The sequence below is a fragment of the Sphingomonas bacterium genome, assembly GCF_903642285.1.
GTDB lineage: Bacteria > Pseudomonadota > Alphaproteobacteria > Sphingomonadales > Sphingomonadaceae > Sphingomonas.
This window is the reverse complement of the sequence record NZ_CAHJWJ010000007.1, coordinates 1-18,884: the sequence shown is the minus strand read 5'-3', so window position 1 is coordinate 18,884 and position 18,884 is coordinate 1. Positions and strand designations below refer to the sequence as shown.

The 18,884-nt window shown below is 64.0% G+C and carries 26 protein-coding genes and 1 tRNA gene; 16 read left to right on the top strand and 11 right to left on the bottom strand.

Translation table 11 applies throughout. The annotated features are described in order from the left end of the window. The first annotated feature begins 52 nt into the window (after positions 1-52). Positions 53-301 carry a glutaredoxin domain-containing protein gene (locus tag HUU99_RS05200; protein WP_174285520.1) on the top strand — a complete coding sequence of 83 codons (249 nt, stop codon included), beginning with the start codon at positions 53-55 and terminating at the stop codon, positions 299-301. Between the two features lie 269 nt (positions 302-570). On the opposite strand, the gene HUU99_RS15505 is transcribed toward HUU99_RS05200, so the two are convergent. Beyond that, entirely contained in the window at positions 571-921 is a 351-nt protein-coding gene (locus HUU99_RS15505) for a hypothetical protein (protein WP_254602939.1), read from the bottom strand. 33 nt (positions 922-954) lie between these two features. Between HUU99_RS15505 and HUU99_RS05190 the strand changes: the two genes are divergently transcribed. From HUU99_RS05190 to HUU99_RS05170, 5 genes are all read left to right on the top strand, one after another. Then, positions 955-1,698, top strand: a complete 744-nt coding sequence (locus tag HUU99_RS05190; RefSeq protein WP_174285518.1) for a helix-turn-helix transcriptional regulator — start codon at positions 955-957, stop codon at positions 1,696-1,698. A 600-nt stretch (positions 1,699-2,298) separates the two neighbouring features. Next, entirely contained in the window at positions 2,299-2,679 is a 381-nt protein-coding gene (locus HUU99_RS05185; RefSeq protein ID WP_174285517.1) for a hypothetical protein, read from the top strand. Positions 2,680-2,836: 157 nt separating this feature from the next. Next, positions 2,837-4,897, top strand: a complete 2,061-nt coding sequence (locus HUU99_RS05180; RefSeq protein WP_174285516.1) for a S9 family peptidase — start codon at positions 2,837-2,839, stop codon at positions 4,895-4,897. A gap of 7 nt (positions 4,898-4,904) precedes the next feature. Next, a complete protein-coding gene (locus HUU99_RS05175) occupies positions 4,905-5,486 on the top strand; it encodes a DedA family protein (protein WP_174285515.1) in 582 nt (193 codons plus the stop codon). Then, positions 5,483-5,881, top strand: a complete 399-nt coding sequence (locus HUU99_RS05170) for an acyl-CoA thioesterase (RefSeq protein WP_174285514.1) — start codon at positions 5,483-5,485, stop codon at positions 5,879-5,881. Before HUU99_RS05175 ends, HUU99_RS05170 begins: the two co-directional genes overlap by 4 nt. Here the strand turns inward: HUU99_RS05170 and HUU99_RS05165 are convergent. Both HUU99_RS05165 and HUU99_RS15780 read right to left on the bottom strand, forming a co-directional pair. Then, positions 5,866-6,579, bottom strand: a complete 714-nt coding sequence (locus HUU99_RS05165; RefSeq protein WP_174285513.1) for an NAD-dependent deacylase — start codon at positions 6,577-6,579, stop codon at positions 5,866-5,868. The genes HUU99_RS05170 and HUU99_RS05165 overlap by 16 nt on opposite strands. Positions 6,580-7,347: 768 nt before the next feature. After that, positions 7,348-8,163: an alpha/beta hydrolase gene (locus HUU99_RS15780; RefSeq protein WP_368039923.1), complete on the bottom strand. Its 816-nt coding sequence runs from the start codon at positions 8,161-8,163 to the stop codon at positions 7,348-7,350. Positions 8,164-8,430: 267 nt separating this feature from the next. Between HUU99_RS15780 and dapB the strand changes: the two genes are divergently transcribed. The 4 genes from dapB (at position 8,431) to HUU99_RS05140 (ending at position 10,358) form a co-directional block, all read left to right on the top strand. Next, positions 8,431-9,159, top strand: a complete 729-nt coding sequence (dapB, locus tag HUU99_RS05155) for a 4-hydroxy-tetrahydrodipicolinate reductase (protein ID WP_174285511.1) — start codon at positions 8,431-8,433, stop codon at positions 9,157-9,159. After that, positions 9,156-9,800 carry an endonuclease III gene (gene nth, locus HUU99_RS05150; protein ID WP_174285510.1) on the top strand — a complete coding sequence of 215 codons (645 nt, stop codon included), beginning with the start codon at positions 9,156-9,158 and terminating at the stop codon, positions 9,798-9,800. Before dapB ends, nth begins: the two co-directional genes overlap by 4 nt. Positions 9,801-9,839: 39 nt before the next feature. Next, a tRNA-Arg gene (locus HUU99_RS05145) sits at positions 9,840-9,916 on the top strand. Beyond that, the gene (locus HUU99_RS05140) at positions 9,909-10,358 is read left to right on the top strand and encodes a hypothetical protein (protein ID WP_174285509.1); all 450 of its coding nucleotides are present in this window, start codon (positions 9,909-9,911) and stop codon (positions 10,356-10,358) included. Before HUU99_RS05145 ends, HUU99_RS05140 begins: the two co-directional genes overlap by 8 nt. Before the next feature lie 332 nt (positions 10,359-10,690). Here HUU99_RS05140 and HUU99_RS05135 read toward each other — a convergent pair whose 3' ends face one another. Continuing rightward, positions 10,691-10,897: a hypothetical protein gene (locus HUU99_RS05135; protein WP_174285508.1), complete on the bottom strand. Its 207-nt coding sequence runs from the start codon at positions 10,895-10,897 to the stop codon at positions 10,691-10,693. Positions 10,898-11,212: 315 nt separating this feature from the next. On the opposite strand from HUU99_RS05135, the gene HUU99_RS05130 reads away from it, so the two are divergent. Then, positions 11,213-11,644 (top strand): hypothetical protein, encoded by a 432-nt coding sequence (locus tag HUU99_RS05130; RefSeq protein WP_174285507.1) that lies wholly within the window; start codon positions 11,213-11,215, stop codon positions 11,642-11,644. A 3-nt stretch (positions 11,645-11,647) separates the two neighbouring features. Next, positions 11,648-11,899: a hypothetical protein gene (locus HUU99_RS05125; protein ID WP_174285506.1), complete on the top strand. Its 252-nt coding sequence runs from the start codon at positions 11,648-11,650 to the stop codon at positions 11,897-11,899. Here HUU99_RS05125 and HUU99_RS05120 read toward each other — a convergent pair. Both HUU99_RS05120 and HUU99_RS05115 read right to left on the bottom strand, forming a co-directional pair. Beyond that, positions 11,896-12,405, bottom strand: coding sequence for a type II toxin-antitoxin system HicB family antitoxin (locus tag HUU99_RS05120; RefSeq protein WP_217430779.1), 510 nt, complete (start codon positions 12,403-12,405; stop codon positions 11,896-11,898). The two genes, HUU99_RS05125 and HUU99_RS05120, sit on opposite strands and share 4 nt — an antisense overlap. Continuing rightward, positions 12,398-12,580: a type II toxin-antitoxin system HicA family toxin gene (locus tag HUU99_RS05115; protein ID WP_174285505.1), complete on the bottom strand. Its 183-nt coding sequence runs from the start codon at positions 12,578-12,580 to the stop codon at positions 12,398-12,400. Before HUU99_RS05115 ends, HUU99_RS05120 begins: the two co-directional genes overlap by 8 nt. Before the next feature lie 292 nt (positions 12,581-12,872). On the opposite strand from HUU99_RS05115, the gene HUU99_RS05110 reads away from it, so the two are divergent. Continuing rightward, complete coding sequence (locus HUU99_RS05110) at positions 12,873-13,616, top strand: DNA adenine methylase (RefSeq protein ID WP_368039922.1); 744 nt, start codon at positions 12,873-12,875, stop codon at positions 13,614-13,616. Positions 13,617-13,676: 60 nt separating this feature from the next. On the opposite strand, the gene HUU99_RS15495 is transcribed toward HUU99_RS05110, so the two are convergent. Together HUU99_RS15495 and HUU99_RS05100 are read right to left on the bottom strand one after the other, a co-directional pair. Beyond that, the gene (locus HUU99_RS15495) at positions 13,677-14,549 is read right to left on the bottom strand and encodes a nidogen-like domain-containing protein (protein ID WP_174285504.1); all 873 of its coding nucleotides are present in this window, start codon (positions 14,547-14,549) and stop codon (positions 13,677-13,679) included. A 284-nt stretch (positions 14,550-14,833) separates the two neighbouring features. Next, positions 14,834-15,106 (bottom strand): hypothetical protein, encoded by a 273-nt coding sequence (locus tag HUU99_RS05100; protein ID WP_174285503.1) that lies wholly within the window; start codon positions 15,104-15,106, stop codon positions 14,834-14,836. Positions 15,107-15,246: 140 nt separating this feature from the next. Here HUU99_RS05100 and HUU99_RS05095 point away from each other — a divergent pair, with 140 nt between their 5' ends. Both HUU99_RS05095 and HUU99_RS05090 read left to right on the top strand, forming a co-directional pair. Further along, positions 15,247-16,101 (top strand): hypothetical protein, encoded by an 855-nt coding sequence (locus tag HUU99_RS05095; RefSeq protein WP_174285502.1) that lies wholly within the window; start codon positions 15,247-15,249, stop codon positions 16,099-16,101. Further along, a complete protein-coding gene (locus HUU99_RS05090) occupies positions 16,088-16,633 on the top strand; it encodes a type II toxin-antitoxin system VapC family toxin (RefSeq protein WP_174285501.1) in 546 nt (181 codons plus the stop codon). Before HUU99_RS05095 ends, HUU99_RS05090 begins: the two co-directional genes overlap by 14 nt. A gap of 90 nt (positions 16,634-16,723) precedes the next feature. On the opposite strand, the gene HUU99_RS05085 is transcribed toward HUU99_RS05090, so the two are convergent. After that, positions 16,724-16,966, bottom strand: coding sequence for a hypothetical protein (locus HUU99_RS05085; RefSeq protein WP_217430778.1), 243 nt, complete (start codon positions 16,964-16,966; stop codon positions 16,724-16,726). Beyond that, entirely contained in the window at positions 16,966-17,199 is a 234-nt protein-coding gene (locus HUU99_RS05080) for a hypothetical protein (protein ID WP_174285499.1), read from the bottom strand. The genes HUU99_RS05085 and HUU99_RS05080 overlap by 1 nt, the downstream gene beginning before the upstream one ends. A 338-nt stretch (positions 17,200-17,537) precedes the next feature. Between HUU99_RS05080 and HUU99_RS05075 the strand changes: the two genes are divergently transcribed. Then, complete coding sequence (locus HUU99_RS05075) at positions 17,538-18,041, top strand: hypothetical protein (RefSeq protein WP_174285498.1); 504 nt, start codon at positions 17,538-17,540, stop codon at positions 18,039-18,041. Positions 18,042-18,056: 15 nt separating this feature from the next. On the opposite strand, the gene HUU99_RS05070 is transcribed toward HUU99_RS05075, so the two are convergent. Then, the coding region (locus HUU99_RS05070; protein WP_217430777.1) for an IS1595 family transposase at positions 18,057-18,884 on the bottom strand (828 nt) is incomplete at its 5' end.

The following is an 18,884-nucleotide window of genomic DNA, read 5'->3' as shown; positions in this document are numbered from 1 at the left end:
GAACCGCGGGGCGGATTCGTTCGTCGGGCGGGCGCATAGTGGGAGACGCATGATGGCCGACGACAAACAGGCGATTTTGTACCGCATGGTCCTGCCCGACCATATCTGCCCGTTCGGCGTCCGCGCCAAGCAGCTGTTGCAGGCGGCGGGGTATGCGGTCGAGGAGCATATCCTGCGATCGCGCGAGGAGGTCGATGCGTACGAGGCGAAGGAGGGGGTGGAGACGACGCCGCAGGTGTTCATCGGCGGCGAGCGGATCGGTGGGGCGGACGACCTGGAGGCGTATCTGGCGGCGCAGTGACGGGCGCATCGCCGCTGCGAGTCGCGTCGAAACCGGGCGTCCGACGGGGCTTCGATCGCGCGAAACGCGATCGGAAGTGGACGAAGTGGACACTACGTCACGCGCGGAATCACCTCGCGCAGGGTGGCAAGCGTTTTGCGAGGCCCAACCGATCGAAACGCATATCGCCGACATTCCGGGGGACGTCGCATGGAAATTCCAACATTGCGAGGGTGGGTTGTCCGCCCCGCATTAAGTCGATCGTTTTCTACGGTGACGGCGCAAACGCCCTAGGGTAACCGCTTTCCTTTATGGGAATCGGGGACGAACTCGCCAATCTTGCCGACCGAGCTTATCTTGCGGCGTACGAGCCGGAACGTTGGATCGATTGGGGCGGCCAAGTCTGCGAACTTCTCGGAGGTTACTCGACGTCCTTCTACGTGATCGATGCCATGACGGGAGCGATTGCGCATCAGGCGATCCGCCATCCCGATCCACGCGCGATCGAGCGATATGTGGATGAAGGCATCGGCGCGCTCGACCCGCAGATCGGTCACGTCCTGCAACTTCGAACATCGCAGGTCTTTTGCGACGTGGATCACCTCGATCTGACGAACGACAACGCGCGTGAATATGTCCATTACCAGCGCCATAACAGCAACCTTCGACATTACATGACCGCGTCTACCGTCCTGGGTGGCGGCAGCCATATCGGCGGTTTGTCGGTACACCGCGCGGTCGCGGAGGGTGTGACGCCGGACGACAGCAAGCGCATGATGGCGGCACTGTTGCCTGATTTCTCGCGGGCGCTTCAGCTCGGCTTCCTCCATGCCGACAAGCTGTCCGCCGCCTATTGGGAAGGGGTGCTCACCGAACGATCGGATCCGGTATTGCTGATAGACGAGCAGGGTCGGTTTATCCGGGGCGGGGCGGCGGTCGAGCGGATATTCGCCGCCGCGGACGGCTTGGATATTCGGGCAGGGCGGCTTCACGCCTGCGATCCCACGAGCCATGAGCGATTGCGCATGTTGCTGGCACGGGCCGTCGCGTGCGTTTCGCCGATCGGCGGCAGCGTGCCGGTCCGGAGGCCTTCCGGTCGCGCGGCCTATCTCGTCACCGCGCTTCCGCTGCCGCGGGCGATCCGGATGCTGGCACCGTTCGGCGCGGCGGCGCTGGTCACCATCGTCGATCCGACGGCACGCATTCGTACCAATGCCGACCGATGGCGCGACGCGTTCGGACTGACCGCGCGAGAGGCCGAACTCGCCGCGCTGCTGATGCAGGGGCATTCGGTCGACAGCGCGGCGCATGTGCTGGGGATCGTGACCGGCACCGCCCGGCTCCATCTGCGCCACGCGCTCGCCAAGACCGGCGTGTCGCGCCAGGCGGATATGATCCGGCTCCTCTCCCGCCTCTGACGAGCGCCGTGGCAATATCCCAAATGGGATATGCAGCCGCGCGGATCGCCCACTTAACACCATCCCCATCATTGCGAACGGGGACGAATATGGCCAGCCGCTGCCGGGGATATGCGCGACGCGTCCTTAGGGCCATACGCCATTCGATACGGGCGGCGCTGCTCATTCTGGTCGGCGCGGCAGGTGCGATAGGGCCGGCGCATGCGATCGCTCAAGGCGCGGCGGGGACCGAGCCACAGGCATCCAGTCCTTCATCGTGCGAAGTTACCGAGTCTGATTACGAATATGTCGATCCCACTACTTATAAGGCTGCAACTGTCGGAATAGGTAAAACCTATTCCTTCGGCGCTCTCAAGTTGAGGGTCAACGGACGAACCGAAGACGGTCGTCGATGGGTAGTGTGGACATAAAATATCCCGGTTATGCAAAAACATGGGATCTCGCTCCCAACCTGCCATTGCATCTAACGATATGTGAAAAAGACGTAACCCTTACGATAACTTCAAAATGGAACTCAACTGATTATTTTATCGTCAGCGTTTTCTAGAAATTTACTGCATTACGAACCGATTACGTACGCTAATAAAAACGGAGATTACCATGAAGGTGTTCAATCCAAGACTGATGGCGATCGCGCTCGTTTGCAGCGTCGGCTCCGTATCCGCGCCGAGCGTCGCGCAATCGCCCGGTGACCAGAAATGCGGGGCCAACGGTTTTGTGCTGGCGTATTACAACGGCGTATGGATGCCGACGCTGTTCCGCTGCGCATCCGGCGGAACCGGGAACCGCGATAACGGCGGCAACCGCGATAACTCCAGCAATCGCGACAGCAGGCGGCAACGTGACGACGACCGGGGATCACAAGGAAGCCTGGTCGACGGAGACGAGAAGTGCGGGCCGGATGGATATATGCTGAGATTCCATAAGGCGATCAATCAGTTCGGCACCGATTCGTGGCAGAATACATATGTCCACTGTTAGGACTATGTAACGATCGGCGCGGTCTCCATCGTACGCCGAAGCGCTCCTGCGGTCTGGTCTGCGTAAGCGTCTCTCAGACCGGCCGAGGGCGGAAGCGCGCGACGCGCTACCCCGCACTACCTACCCCCCACCCCCATCCCCCGCTAAGACGCGGCGCATGACCGCACCCAATCCCCCCGTCGCCGCCACGCGCCCGCACAGTTTCACCACGCACGGCGTCACCATCGACGACCCCTATGCCTGGCTGAAGGACCCGAACTATCCGGACGTGAAGGACCCCGACATCCTCGCCTATCTCGAGGAGGAGAACGCGTACTTCGAGGCGGTGATGGCGCCGCACCGGCCGCTGGTCGACCGGCTGTACGAAGAGATGAAGGGCCGCATCAAGGAGGATGAATCCTCCGTCCCGCAAAAGGACGGCGACTGGCTCTACTGGACCGCGTTCGAGACGGGCGGGCAGTATCGCAAATGGTGGCGCAAACCCGTCGCGGGCGGTGCGGACGAGTTGCTGCTGGACGAAACGGCGCTGGCGGAGGGGCACGAGTATTTCCGCCTCGGCGCGTTCGCGATCAGCAACGATGCGCGCTTCCTTGCCTATGCGATCGACGACAGCGGGGCGGAGCGGTTCGAGGTGCGCGTCAAGGACCTGACCACCGGCGAGGACCTGCCCGACATCATCCCCGGCATGCTGTCCGACATCGTCTGGACGACCGACGACAGCGGCTTCCTGTACGGCGTCGCGAACGACCAGTGGCGCACCGACAATGCGCGCTTCCACCGGCTGGGCACGCCGGTAGCGGACGATGTCGAGCTGTTCCACGAGGCCGACGAAGGTTACCGCGTCGCGGTGGCGGAGACGAGCGCGCGCAACTGGATCGTCATCGCGACGGGGGATCACAATACCAGCGAGTTGTATCTGCTGCCCGCGAACGATCCGCTCGCGACGCCGCTGCTGGTCGCCGCGCGCAAGGAGGGGCGCGAGTACGACGTCGACGAGCATGACGGCACGCTGTTCATTCACACCAACGACACCGACCCGCAATTCCGCCTCGTCACCGCATCGATCGAGACGCCCGGCGAATGGACCGAGCTGATCGCGCCCTCCCCGCATTTCTACATGACCGGGGTCGAATGCTACCACGACTATTTCGTGGTCGAGGGGCGCGAGGACGGGCTCGATCGGATCGCGATCCACCGCTACGACGCCCCGGCCACGCCGGAATGGATCGATTTTCCCGAGGCGAGCTACACTGCGGGGCTGGGCGACAATCCTGAATATGACATGCCGGTACTGCGGCTCGGCTATGAATCGATGGTCACGCCGGGGACGGTCTACGACTACGACGTGGCGACGCGCGCGCTGACGGTCCTGAAGGTGCAGGTGATCCCGTCGGGCTATGACGGCGGCGGTTACCGCACCGAGCGGTTGAAGATCGCGGCGCGCGACGGGACGCCGGTGCCGGTGTCGATCGTCTATCCGGCGGATTTCCCGAAGGACAGCAGCCGGCCGTTGTTCCTCTACGCGTACGGCGCGTACGGCCATGCGATCCCGCCGGGCTTCTCGACCGGGCGGCTGTCGCTGCTCGACCGCGGCTTCGCCTATGCCATCGCGCATATCCGTGGCGGCGACGATCTCGGGCAGCAATGGTATCATGACGGCAAGCTGGAGAAGCGCGCGAACAGCTTCACCGATTTCGTCGATGTCGCGAACGGGCTGATCGCGGACGGCTGGACCAGCGCGGGGCGGATCGCGATCGCGGGGCGGTCGGCGGGGGGCGAGCTGATGGGGGCGGTCGTCAATTCGGACCCGCAGCTATGGGGCGCGGTGATCGCGGACGTGCCGTTCGTCGACGTGCTGAACACCATGCTTGACGCCGACCTGCCGCTGACGCCGGGCGAATGGCCCGAATGGGGCAACCCGATCGAGGACAAGGCGGCGTTCGACCTGATCCGGTCTTACAGCCCCTACGATCAGGTGCGCGCGCAGGCCTATCCGCCGCTGTTCATATCCGGCGGACTCAACGATCCGCGCGTCACCTATTGGGAACCCGCGAAATGGGCGGCCAAGCTGCGCGCCACCAAGACCGACGACAATATCCTGCTGCTGAAGACCAACATGGGCGCAGGGCATGGCGGCAAGTCGGGACGGTTCGAGAGCTTGCGCGAGGGCGCGGAGGAGCATGCCTTCGTGCTGTGGCAACTCGGTGTGGACGCGTAGGCGAAACGTGAGCCTGGAATCGCTCCTCCAGCATTACGGCCTCGCCGCGCTGTTCGTCGGCGCAGGCGTCGAGGGCGAGACCGTCGTCGTCGGCGGCGGGTTGCTGGCGCACCGGGGCTATTTCCCGCTGTCGGGCGCGATGGCGGCGGCGTCCGCCGGATCGTTCGTCGCGGACCAGCTGTTCTTCCTGGGCGGGCGGCGCTTCCGCGATCATCGCTGGGTGCGGCGCGTGCGCGAGAAGCCGGCGTTCGCGCGCGCGATCGGCTGGCTGGAACGCTATCCGATCGGCTTCATCCTCGCGTTCCGCTTCATCTACGGGCTGCGCACCGTCAGTCCGGTCGCGATCGGGACCAGCAGGGTGGAGGCGCGGACCTTCCTGATCGTCAACATCGTGGCGGCGATCATGTGGGGCGTGACCTTCACCACCATCGGCTATCTGGCCGGGCGGCGCTTCGAACATCTGCTCCACCGCTTCGTCCCCGGTACGCCGCTTTTGCTCGGCGCGGTCGGGATATTGGGCGGCGTCGCGGTCGCGGCGCATGTCGGACGGCTCGCCTGGCGGCGCTGGCACGGGAGGCCGCGACGATGACCCGCTTCACCATGACCTTCGCCGCGACCGCGGCGGACATCGACGCGAACGGCCATGTCAACAACGCGGTGTGGGTCCGCTGGATCCAGGACATCGCGGTCGCACATTGGGAAGCGGTCGCGCCCGCGGATCATCAGGCGGCGCATAGCTGGGTCATCACGCGTCACGTCGTCGATTACCGTGCCAATATCGCGGCGGGCGAAACCGCGATCGGCGAGACTTGGGTCGACGCCGCCCCGGCCGGCGCGCGGTTCGATCGCAACGTGCGCTTCCTGACCGCGGACGGCCGCGTCACGGTGGAGGCGGTCACCACCTGGGCGCTGCTGGACCGGGGGAGCGGTCGCCTGATCCGCGTCCGCCCCGACATCGCCGCACCCTTCTACGGCAGCGGCTGAACCGCCAGCAGGCTATCCACCCAATCCGGCACCAGCGCACCCGCCGCGCCCAGCCGGCTCTCGTCGAACCAGCCAGACCCGGCCGACCGCGCCAGGTTCAGCTCCAGCGTCGCCGCGCCATGGGCGCGCGCGGTCTGCACGAACCCGGCGGCGGGATACACCGCGCCCGACGTGCCGATCGACACGAACAGGTCCGCCGTCGCCAGCGCCGCCTCGATCCGCTCCATCGCGTACGGCATCTCGCCGAAGAAGACGATGTCCGGCCGCACCGCCCCCGCCCCGCACCCGCCGCACACCGACCCCGGCGGCAACGGCCCGTCATGCGGACCCCGCGAACCGCACGCCGCGCACAGCGCCGATCGCAATTCTCCGTGCATGTGCAGCAACCGCCGCGTTCCCGCGCGCTCGTGCAGATCGTCGACATTCTGCGTCACGATCAGCAGCTCTCCCCGCCACCCCGCATCCAGCCGCGCGAGCGCCGCGTGCGCCGCATTGGGCACGACCCCGCCCAGCGCCGCCCGCCGCGCGTCGTAGAAGCGGTGCACCAGCACCGGATCGGCCGCGAGCGCCGCGGGCGTGCAGACATCCTCGACCCGGTGCCCCTCCCACAATCCCCCCGGCCCCCGAAACGTCGCGATCCCGCTTTCGGCGGAGATGCCGGCTCCGGTGAGGATGACGATGGTTTGGGGGTGGGGCATGGGGTGGGTGTAGTGGGTGGTGGGGGTGAGTGGAACGGGCGGAGAGCGGTCGAGCAGCTTCCGGAGTATCGGCGTAGAAAACCTCGCGCGGAGTAGTTCGCCGAGGTAGGGAGGATTGTGCATCGTCGCCATGGCGTCAATGATAGTCCTGATAATCGACCAGTTCGGTATTGGTGCCACAAAGCGGAGGGTGACGCGCCATTTGGCGTTGCTCAGATCGACCAATAGTCTTTGTTGGTTTTGCGTGAGAGGATACTGATAGCGATTAGGGAGTGTTCTCTTTGGGGACGAACTGTTGTTCAAGCCCGCGCAATACCCTATCGAAACGATCCATTGCGAGCGAATGATTGCGATCTTGTCGACGGCTCGAAGCCAGCGAGCCACGGCAGCTGGTCGTAGTTATGAAGTCGGGATCAGGCCCGAATTTGCTAATGTGGTGCTGCGTCAAAGTCCGAACTCGCACGCCATAGCGGCGGTTGAATTGCTTCGTGTACCGTACGCTTCGTTTACGATCACAAAGGCGGTTTCCAGTCGCATCTGTGCTCGCCCAATAGAGCGTTTCTGAAAGGTTGCCCGACGCAGAGGCACTGACAGGCGGGGTCAATTGTGGAGGACGAATGCGGCTAAAGGTAGCAATGCTTTTCTCCCGCCCTATTAAGGGTGTCTATCAGCCTATAGGTTCAGGACCGTGATGCAAAGATCTTGATCTTTGCGTTACGAACGGCGGGTTTGGTGGGAAACAGTCTGGCGGCTTTGGATGATTTAGCTTTAAGCGGATATCTCTGACCCCGTATTGGCAGGCCTGCCGATCGTCTTCAAAAGGAACGCCTCGACATGACGCCGGTAAGCTGGACTCGCAAGATCGCATATGTCAGCGTGATCACCGAATGGCACCAGCCATAGCTCCTTCCTCCCAGGGGCCGCTGCGAACATTGCGCGTGTTTCGGAGGGCGGAGTTGACCTGTCCTGCTCACCGCCAATGACAAGAACGGGCCCGCGGTATCGTGGCAATGCCTTTAACGGCGAAAGCCGAGATGGCCAAGCACCGAAGCGCAACGGTGCCTGGTAGCTCAGCAACGGCTCAAACAAATAGCCGACGCCGACGGACGTGCGGCTCGCAATGCGATTTCTGATGGCCTGTCTGATATCAGGATATACGGCTTGCAATATCAAGGCGTCCGCCGGGATCGGCCCGTCGTCGCCGAGAAGGCTGGCAGCCCCACCAAGAGATATCCCGATGATAGCGACAGACGCGTGATGCTGCCGATGCTTCAGCCAAGCGAAAGCGGTCTGTGCATCCAGTGCCTCGTTAAGACCAAAAGTACGCGGCTTGATACCCGACTGACCATGTCCCCTGAAATCGATAGTGAGCGTCGCATAGCCGAGGCTCGCCAGCCACCCAGCGTTCGCGGCGGTCGCTTGTCGCGAAGCGCCAACACCGTGCAAAAGAAGAACGGCGGGCGATCGGTCATTTCGACCGGGCGTGAACGTCGCCGCGATGGAAACACCATCCTGCGTCTCGAGCCGGATATCCTCTGACGGTGACGTTGCCGATACCACGCGCGAATTGTGGCCGGCAGTCATGATCGAGCCGGCGACCCAGCACGCGCCCAAGCCCAGCGCGGTTGACGCCAACATAAAACTATTGAGCGCACCTATTCTTACCCGCATCGCACGATGTTAGCGTCCGCTTTCATACCCCGCCAGTAATGTCTCTCCCGGCCAACAACTGGGCGCTTGCCGCCGTGTACCCAACCCAAGATGCATATAGACGGTAATCCCACCTGTTCCCCGCCGCCCGCTTCGTGCAAAGGTGCGCCGCATGCCCACCACCCTCTCCACCACCACCCAATGACCGCGATCGGCATCTACGGCATCGCCGGGCGGATGGGCCGTGCGATCGTCGCTGCGATCGAGGATGCGGGCGCGACGCTGGCGGGCGGGGCGGAGGCGGGGGACGATCCGGCCGCACTGGCGCGCACGGCCGACGTGCTGGTCGATTTCTCCACCCCGACCGCGCTCCAGCCGCATCTGGCCGCCGCGGTCGCGGCGGGGACGCCGATCGTCATCGGCACCACCGGGCTCAGCGCCGCGGACCAGCGCGCGCTCGACGCCGCCGCCGCGCAGATCGCGGTGCTCCAGACCGGCAATACCTCGCTCGGCGTCGCGCTGCTGCGGATCCTGGTACGCGAGGCCGCGGCGCGGCTGGGGGCGGATTGGGACATCGAGATCCTGGAGATGCACCATCGCTACAAGGTCGACGCGCCGTCGGGCACCGCGCTGCTGCTCGGCGAGGCGGCGGCGGCGGGGCGCGGCACGACGCTCGGCGAGGTGCGTGTCGACAGCCGCGCCGGGCTGGTCGGCGCACGGTCCGAAGGGACGATCGGCTTTGCGAGCGTGCGCGGCGGATCGGTGGTCGGCGACCATAGCGTGATCTTCGCCAGCGAAGGCGAGCGGATCGAACTGAACCACCGCGGCGACGACCGGTCGATCTTCGCCAAGGGCGCGGTCAGCGCGGCGCTGTGGCTCGCCGGGCGCACGCCGGGACGCTACGCGATGGGCGACGTGCTGGGCCTGTGAAGAAGACGGCGGTCGTCGCATTCTACGCACGGCTGGCGGCGGACAATCCGCACCCGGAAACCGAGCTGGCGTCGGACAATGTCTATCAGCTGCTCGTCGCGGTCGTGCTGTCCGCGCAGGCGACCGATGTCGGCGTCAACAAGGCGACGCGCGCACTGTTCGCCGCCGTCCATACGCCCGCGCAAATGGTCGCGCTCGGGATCGACGTGCTGAAGCAGCACATCCGCACGATCGGGCTGTTCAACACCAAGGCGAAGAACGTGATCGCGCTGTCCGAGGCGCTGATCCGCGATCATGGCGGCGTGGTTCCCGCGGACCGCGACGCGCTGGAGGCGCTGCCCGGCGTCGGGCGCAAGACCGCGAACGTCGTCATGAACGTGGCGTTCGGCGCGGAGACGTTCGCGGTCGATACACATATCTTCCGCGTCGGCAACCGCACCGGCCTCGCGCCCGGCAAGACGCCGCTGGCGGTGGAACTTGCGCTCGACAGGGTCACCCCCGCCCCGTTCCGTGGCCACGCACATCACTGGCTGATCCTGCACGGGCGCTATGTGTGCAAGGCGCGGCGACCCGAATGCTGGCGCTGCATCGTCGCCGACCTGTGCGCGTTCGAACCCAAGACCCCGCCGCCAAAGGACTAGCGCCCGCGCCACCCGCCTGCTACGCGATCGATCGCTCAGGCACCCGTAGCTCAGCTGGATAGAGCGCTGCCCTCCGAAGGCAGAGGCCACTGGTTCGAATCCAGTCGGGTGCACCACGGCTTTCCGCCGATTTTCATCATCGGCTCCGTCGCTTCCTCCGGTGTTCGCCGGGTGAAAAGCACCCGGAACGAGCTTTTCGATCTCCGCGATGATTGCCTCGGTGACTTCCAGAGCCCGACCGAGATAGCCGGTATCGAACGGCGCATAGGTGTCGGACGTGGTCACCTTCTTGTGGCCGAGCATGATCTGGCCTTCGACCCAGTCGCGCTCGCCGAGCCGCTGACGCGCCAGGTGAGCCATCGACCGGCGGATCAGCTTCATGCCCGCCTCGCCATCGCCGGGGAGCGACAGAGCCGCCTGCATCGCCTCGAACGACTTCCGCACCGAATCGACCGACACGTAGAACCCGGTCGTTGCGTCGAGCAGCGTGGCAACGATCTGCCCGATCGGCACGATCGGCCGGTGCTTCTTCGTCTGGGCGCGATCCCGCGGATTTAGGTTCAGCGCGCGCGCGTTCGAGTTCCACTGGTCGCGCTTGCGACGTGCGCGAGCCGCGGGCGGATTGATCCGATGCTGGAGCGCCCCTCGCGCGCGACGAGATAGTCGGCGATCGCGGCGGTGATCAGATGGAGCGCGCCTGCGCGCAGCGGCTGGCCGCAGGTGCCGCATACCGCCTGTCCGCGCTCGCGCTTGAGGTAAAGCGCGTCTAACTCCGCCTCGCCTCCCCGATGCTCTCTGTGCCCGTCGAGCGGCTGCGGTTACGTCCCGCGTCCCGGTCGTACCAGACGATCTGGAGGAAGGGCGATCGGAGGCTTCCGTCTCGTCGTCGGTCATAGGCGAGCCGGTATTTCCCCGGGCGTAGAGATCGTCAGTCGCTGACTGCATGCTTCCCTCTGTTGTTCGGCTGCTTTGGTCAGGATCAGCTCGCCAACACCAATAGCGTTGAGCACATCGAGCGCGTCAGCCTCGATCCTGATCCCCTTCCCCTTGTCCGACTGTCGCGACCAGTGTCGCGCCAGATCCACGATATTACCCATCAGCAAAATCCCCCAAGCTTGCTGCGATCGGAAAACTTGCGTTAGTCACGCTGCAATCCGGTTCGCTGGCGAGGGGAACGCGACGACGCGATCCCGGCTGATCGGCAACTTCGCGGTCGGCGACCGGTTCTATGTCGACTTCACGCCGGCGGAGTGACGCCGAGAAGGAACGGCCGCTGACGGCCGCTCCCCACCCGCTGCCGCGCTTTTGCTCCGACAGCGATCCCGAACAACCCACGCGGCACGACCTTGATGGTTTGCCGCTCGACTACGCGCTTCGCCACTTCCGGCTGCGCTAACTCACGGAGACCCACCATGTCCTTAAAGTCCATTTTCGCTTCCGTCGCCCATGCTGTCGGCATCGGTGCCACTGCTGCCTCCGCGACGGTCAGCACCGCGGCGCTCGCCAGTATCCACCAGATGGGCAACAGCCTGGCTGGCGCGATCGCCGCGACCGCCGACAAGAGCAACCCGATCGGCGTAGCCGTGGCGTCGGCAATTGCGGCATCGGACGCCGCAGCTGCCAGCGACCCGTCCATGACCAGCAAGGCGAAGCTGACCAGCGCGATCGCGGTCGTTACCCCGGTCGTGATCGCCGAGGTGGCCAAGGTCGGCTTGGCCGGCGTTGAGGCAGAGGCAGAGCGGTTCGCCGAGATGATCATCGAGAACGAACTGTCGCTGCTGAAGCTGACGCCGCTCGCCAAGCTCGGCGCAGCCCTGCTCCACGACATCGGCGTGAACGTCTGACGATTGGCCGGCACCGGCGTCGTCTCGGTCGTGATCGGCGCGAACGAGCCGGACGACAACAAGCCCGCCCGGAAGGTCATCGTCGACCTTCCGGGCGGCGCTCGCACGTCGTTCTTCATTCCGATCGGTAACGACCCGCCGGTGGGATCGACGATCAGCTTCGGGCCGCACTACGCTTGGGATGAGTCCCGCAACTGGCGCGTCCACAAGCTGACGTGGGAAGCTGACCCGGACGGGCCGCTGTCGCCGGCCTAAGCGCTAACCCGTACCTCGCGCTCTCCAATTCCAACTACGTGGCGCACCTCAACGTAGTATTGACCTCCAGCGACGGCGGCCGCCTGCTCAAGCTGTCCGACCGTGCTGGCGTGCGTGAGATCGAGCAGCCGATCGATCTGGCGCGGGTTGACCGCCATACGCCGCGCCAATTCCGCCTTGCGCCAGCCGTGCGCGCGCATCGCGCCGTAGACGCCCAGCTTGAGCGAGGCGAGCAGGCTCGGGGAAACGCAGGGCCGACCGTTCGCATCGGACGGAACCGGTATATCGCGCCGGTCGGTGATGTACCCGTTCAGGGCCGTTTCCAGCGCATCGACGGAGCGGGCAAGCGCATCCGCTTCGTCGTCGCCGAACGACACCGCCTCGGGGACATCGGGAAAGATGACCATGACGGTGTCGTTATCGTCGGGGGTCAATTCGATAGGGTAATTGAGCATCGTGCCATCCTTGGCGTGAGTGGTGGGATTGGAACGCTCGGGCTCACTCAAGCCCGAGGTCCTTTTTGATCTTCCGCATTAACCCGGTGCCGAGCTGCTTGGCACCGCCGTGCTGCGGCAGGACCGACATCCTGCCGTCCCGGCGGCAGATCAGGTGACCGCCCTTGCCCGGCTCGAAGGTGGTGCCCTGCTTGGCAAGGTAGCGGCGGAATTGATCGCTGTTCATGCATTCTAAGTAGACGCATCTGTCTACATACGCAAGCACCATAGACACAAACGTCTATGCCAGCGACTCCGTTAATCGCATTTTTAGGCGGTCGGAAAAGGCCGCGGGTGATACCGGGTGCAGCTGGCAGAGCCGACGAGGACTAGAACCCTCGACAAGTCCGGCCGGCGACGACGGACATCCCGCCCGCTTGCGCGGGACGGTTCCTGTGAGCTTGATCCAGTATGATCCCCGTTAAAGACCCCATGCGCGCTGCGCACCCCGCTGCTCCGTACATCGGCGCAAGCGTGTCCTGTCTCGGCGTCTGTGCGCGCTGATCGACGCCACTCCCCACCGAACCTATGTCGAGCCCTGCGTCGGCATGGGCGGCGTATTCCTGCGCCGCACGACCAAGCCGAAGGCGGAGGTCATCAACGACGTCAGCGGCGATGTCGCGACACTCTACCGCATCCTCCAGCGGCACTATCAGGCGTTCATGGACGTGCTGGAATGGCAGATCACCAGCCGGGCCGAGTTCGAGCGCCTGGTCGCGATCGATCCGACCACGCTGACCGATCTGGAGCGCGCCGCCCGCTTCCTCTACCTCCAGCGCACGACGTTCGGCGGGAAGGTCGCCGGCCGCGGCTTCGGCGTCAGTCGCGGCACCCCCGGTCGATTCGACGTAACGAAGCTGGAGCCGCTGCTACTGGATCTGCACGAGCGGCTGGCGGGCGTCGTCGTCGAGCGGTTGCCCTATCCCGACCTGATCAGGCGCTATGAAGGGCCCGATGTCCTGTTCTACATCGACCCGCCCTATTGGGGATGCGAAGAAGATTACGGCACCGGCGTGTTCGAACGCGCCGACTTCGAGCGCATGTCGCAAATCCTTGCGGCGATTGAGGGTCAGTTCATCCTGTCGATCAACGACACGCCCGGCGCGCGGGAGGTGTTCGGCCGGTTCGCGATCGAGGCGGTGCCGGTAACTTATACCATGTGCACGGTGCACGGCGACGCCCGACGCACTGGTGAGCTGATCGTTCGAACCATTGCCCGCTGAAACGAGAAGGCCGCCGATCTGCGATCGACGGCCTCCAGCCCAGTGACGAAAGTATCTAGATCAGGCGACAGCGCCGTACGTGATCTTCTTGATCTTGGCGTCGAACTTATCGTCGGAGCGGCGCTTGGCGTTCCGCATCGCGAAGCCGACAACGCCAAAGCCGAGGATCATCATCGCCCAGGTGCCGGGCTCGGGAGCGGCGGCGGCTACCGGCGGGATGGCGACGGGCAGGCCAGCCCTGACCTGGAACCCGAGTTGCTCACCGTTAAGCGCATCCGGACCGCCATCGATCAATGCGCCATTCTGGAGCGAGCCAGGAGCCTGATAATAGGTGCCATTGGCATCACCGATTCCAGCATTGAACCCAACTGCTGCCGAGGTACCGCCAAGCCCGTCATTACCGCCGCTCGCATCACCGGTTTCCCAATTAATGTTGCCGTATTTGAAGATAATGTCGAAGTCATTCAAGCCTACATCGCTGCGATCGACCAAAAGTGCCTGAAACGTGTTCAGCTTGTCGGCGCTCGAAAAGTAACCAACCCCGTCCCACGTCGCGCCGAATGCTTGATGGCCATTGTAGATACCGTTACCGTAAGCCGCCACGCCGCTACCTACGTTATTCGTATCAACATCCGCATAAAAAGGGGCGATGATCGGCTGACCGGAGTAACCAGAGCCAAGACCACCTGGAGTGTAGGTCGAGTTGGCGGAATTGAACGTCAGATTGCCGTTGTTATTCACGTACACGCCGGAGTAAGTCTGGCCGTAGAAGTTGATTGCAAACGGCAGAGTAACTAATCCGGATGAACCGTCGTCGTTCCTGCCCAGCGATGTGCTGTTGAACCCAGAAGCGATCTGAGCAAAAGCTGGTACAGGCGCAACCGAGCCCACCAAAACCGTCGCGGCGAGCAATGTCTTAATAACCGTCTTCATGAGTTTTTGCCCTTCCCTGTGCCGCGCTCAGAGCGGGGCTGGACTCGCCCGTTAATGCAAATGAAAGGTTTGTTCAACCGGACAAGCATCCCACGGCTGGTATATCCGTTCCAGGTCTCGTTTTGGTACAACGGCATACGCCATTCATATGTCGGATCGAGGCGGTGCCGGTGACCTATACGATCGGGACGAACCATGGCGCGGCCGAGCGGGCAGGGGAATTGATCGTGCGGGGGAAGGCGAAGGGGCTTAATAGTAATAAGCCCGTTCAAACTGCTCCATTATCACTGGACGAGGTATAGCTTGGGCGGTGGCGGCGGGACGGCCGGCGGCGCTCGCAACAGCCAGACCGTGCCGGCCTGTCCGATCAAACGCCGCTCACCGCGCCATAAGACGACAAGCCCGGGGCGCTCTTCCACACGGCCGGTGTCGTCGTCGAAGTAGGCGATATATTGCCGCTCTGCGGTCGTGGGATCGCAGCCGAGAAGCGCCGCCATCGCCAGTTGGTCTTCGTCGCACTCGTCGATCCGAATGCGTGGTGGGCCGCTCGAGGTCATGTGTTCACGGTACTCCTTTCGCGACCGGCAGCAATGCTGTGCAACTCCGCGTGCCCCCGGCTCGGCGGGAACGGACGCGGTCGGTCGACGATATAGAAACGCTTTACCTAACGGCAATTCTGCCGCTCTATGGAGCAGCTATGGCCACGCGCGTTGAAATCAGCATTGCAGGGAGGGGGGAGGCTGACGCGCCACTCCTCACTGACATGCTTGGCCAGATTGAAGATTTCGTCGCTATGATGGGCGGTGTCGCTGCGTCGGTAGCTGGCGACGATGTCCAGCGGTACGACTGGCGGGTCGTTGGGCTGAGTAAAAACAGCCCCGCTCGAATGACGTTGGAGGCGATCCCCCTGGCTGGGCATCCCGAGGGTCCAACCGTAGCCGCCCAGGCTCGCGATCTGGTAACCGAGGGACTGGATCAGCTCCGGAGCGGCGGCACCCGACCGCTGTATTTCACCGATAACGTGATCGAGGCAGCTGATCGCTTCGCCAGACGCGTGACCGGCGGCCTGACGGAAACCGTAATCAGCGATGCGACCGGCGCGGCGTTGACCCTCGGCACTGCCGACGCCGTCCGAGTTATTGAAAACCTGACCGTCGTTAGGGAAAGCGACCCGATCCACCCTTACCGCGAACTGGGTAGCTTTGAGGGCAACATCCAGAACGTTGGGACGGACGGGTATCAGCGGCCTTATATAGTGGTGAAAAGCCGCCTCACCGGCGCTGAAGTGCGCTGTATCCTAGAGGGTGAGGCGCTGAAAGAATTGGAGGGGCAGCCGGTCGCCAACGTTGTTTGGCGGCACCGCAGCGTGACCGTCATCGGAATATTGCGATATCGCTCGCCAGGACGCCTCAGCCAAGCGGATGTTCATCGTCTCGACTTTATAGACCCAGCCGAGAAGCTGCCGCAGCTTACCGACATCATCGATCGGAACTTCACGAACGGGTTGTCCTCCGAGGACTACCTAGAGAGGCTGCGCAGTGGCGAAGCCTAGACGGATTGTATGGGACGCATGCGTCTGGATCGCGACGATTTTACAGGAACAAGCTCCGCTCAAGGGCGGGGGTTTTGAGGACCGGGCGCGACTTTGCAACCATGTCATCAATCAAGCGAGACGGAAGCAACTGGAGGTTCTGACGTCCGGTCTCTCGCTGGCGGAAGTCTGTAAAGACGACGGGGTGAAGGCTGAGGACGGCGACATGCTGGCCGATTTTTTCCGGAACGATTACATCCTGATTGTGCCGGTCGACGGGTATGTCGGCACCAAAGCGCGCGAGCTTATGCAATTGCTATTTAGCGAGCATCCCGGCCTGAAGCCGCCGGATGCAATTCATCTCGCAACAGCGTTCGTAGCCGACGTGCCCGAGCTGCATACGTTCGATCGAAAGCTGCTCCAGATCGATCAGATCAGAAAATCGTTCTTCCAAGCGGCGGGCTGCTGTCGATACGGAAGCCGCCGGAGCCGCCGCCGAGCCTATTCGACGGCGTGTAGGCTTCGGACCGCCGTTTCGGCCAGTTCCCGGTAAATCGTCGTCCAATACCCGCCCGCCTCCGCCCACGGCCAGTCGTCAGGCGAACCGTGGCGGCGGCTCTCCCATAGCTCCTCGGCGACGTGATCAATTAGCGCGTCGTGATCGTTCGCGGTGCAAAGACGGCAGCGATGCCTCAGCTGGGGCATGCAACCACAGACCCCGGTGGCCGAGCGGTTGTCCGAAGAAATCGGGCAACTGCCCGTGGTCGCGCTCGCTCAGCGCGCGGGGGATACCGTCGTTGACGAACCGCCACAGATACCCGGGCGAGCGGCCGATCATCACCAACAGCGCCACATAGCTGTCTTTCCCGGTGCAATCGCCGGGCATCAGTAGCACAACCAGTCGGTTTCAGCGTCGTCGACCGCGGCGAACATGTCGCCGTCAGCCTGCATCCTGGTCAGGTGGGCGCGGACGTCATCAGGACCGCCATGCTTCGGGAACCGGCGGTCTGCCGCCGCGCCCGTGCTGAGCTGACCGACCAAGCCTCCCCGATCCTGCTGCGTAAGCAGCCAAGCACTGAACGGCGGGCGCGGTGCGGCTGGCTCAGTGTTGGTCTGCATGAGGTCACTCCAGCCGAATCGAGAGACGCGATCAATACGGTGTTCCCGATCTGTTCTGAACATGGGCGGCGGCAACCTGGCGCGCGAGCGCCCCGGTGTCGCTCCGGTGTTATTCCCCGATGTTGCCTGCATGTTCCCCGCGCGTTCCGGTTTGGATAGCGCGAAAATGACGGATTTCAGCCGTTTATGTGCCTATCCCTTTCCCTCCGAAGGCAGAGGCCACTGGTTCGAATCCAGTCGGGTGCGCCATTTCCGCGACCTTATGGCGCAAAGGAACCTGTGTCCCGGGCGCGATCCGGTCTTTGCCGAATCGCGGATGCCGCGATACCGGTTTCAGGATGGGCTACACGAACCTCCAGGAGTCTCTGGTCTTCGCCTACCGGCGGTGGCTCGGCGAGAAGCAGCTGCTCGAGAGGCAGATCGACGAGATCGAGAAGGCGCACCTGACGCTCGAGGAGAAGCGCGGACGCGTGGAGCAGTGCGCCCGGCTGATCGCGAGCGTCGACGTCATCATGAGCGAGATATCGGATGTCTGGGATCCGCCCGCCGTGACGCCGGCGCAGCGTCACGCGAGCTCGCTCCCGTTCGAGAACGGCGAGGTCACCCGCTGGACGCTGGACATACTCCGCCGGTCGCCGGTGCCGATGCGGAGCATCCACATCGCCAGGCAGCTCGTGACGGAACGGGAGATGGACGTCGCGGACAAGGCCTTCGTCGCCCAGGTGAACAAGGCGGTGGATGGCACCCTGCGGTCGATGGCGAGACGGAACCACGTCGAGAAGACCGACGACGAGCCGATCCGCTGGCGCATCGTCGGACGCGCGGGCCCGGCACGGACATAGTCGCAGGCGGGAGAACTAGCTGGCCACCGCGTCGAACAGGCCGTTGTCGTTGCCGGCGCGCTTCCGCCAGTAGCCGAGGAACGTCGTCGAGGGCTTCGATCGACCGACCGCGCCGATGATCATCTCGAACTGCGTCTTGTTCGACCTGCGGCGATACTGCTCGCGCCAGCCCATCTCCATCGCGTAGCGGGCCAGATGCGCGCCGGACAGGATCTTGTGGACACCGCGTTCGGCGGTGCGCATCCGGCTGAAGAAGCTCTCGGCCATGTTGGTGCAGGCGCCGTCCTTCGAGTAGCTCTCCGAGTGGTTGATGCGCCTGGTCTCGAAGTGGAGGTGCAGCGGCTCCCACTGGGTGCTGAAGTCGGCGTGGAGGATCGCGTCCGGCATGACCATGCGCCGGGCGATCTCGATCGCGTCGCCCTCCTTGTTCAGGAGGAACGTGCGCACCTTGCCGGGACCGTCCGCGTTCTCGGCCTGCCGCTCGCGGATGACGACGATGAGGCGCCGCTTCTTGCGCGCGGCGGCCTTGTTCCTCTCGATGAACTCCTTCCACAGCGCCTTTTCGTTCGGCAGCCGCTGGACGCTGCCGCCGAAGACGGTGCCGTCGATCTCGACGACGCCGCCCAGCTGGGCCGCGTCCTCGTCCGATCCCATGATCTTGCGGATCTTGTGGAGCAGGACGAAGGCAGACTTGTAGGAGACGTCCATCTCGCGCTGCATCCGGCAGGCGGCGACGCCATTCACGCCGTTGGCGAACAGCGCGACGACCACCGAGGCTGTGTGAAAACGACGTAATATGCTATGCTGTGAGGTGTTAGCGGGAGGCGTCGGATGGGTCGTTTC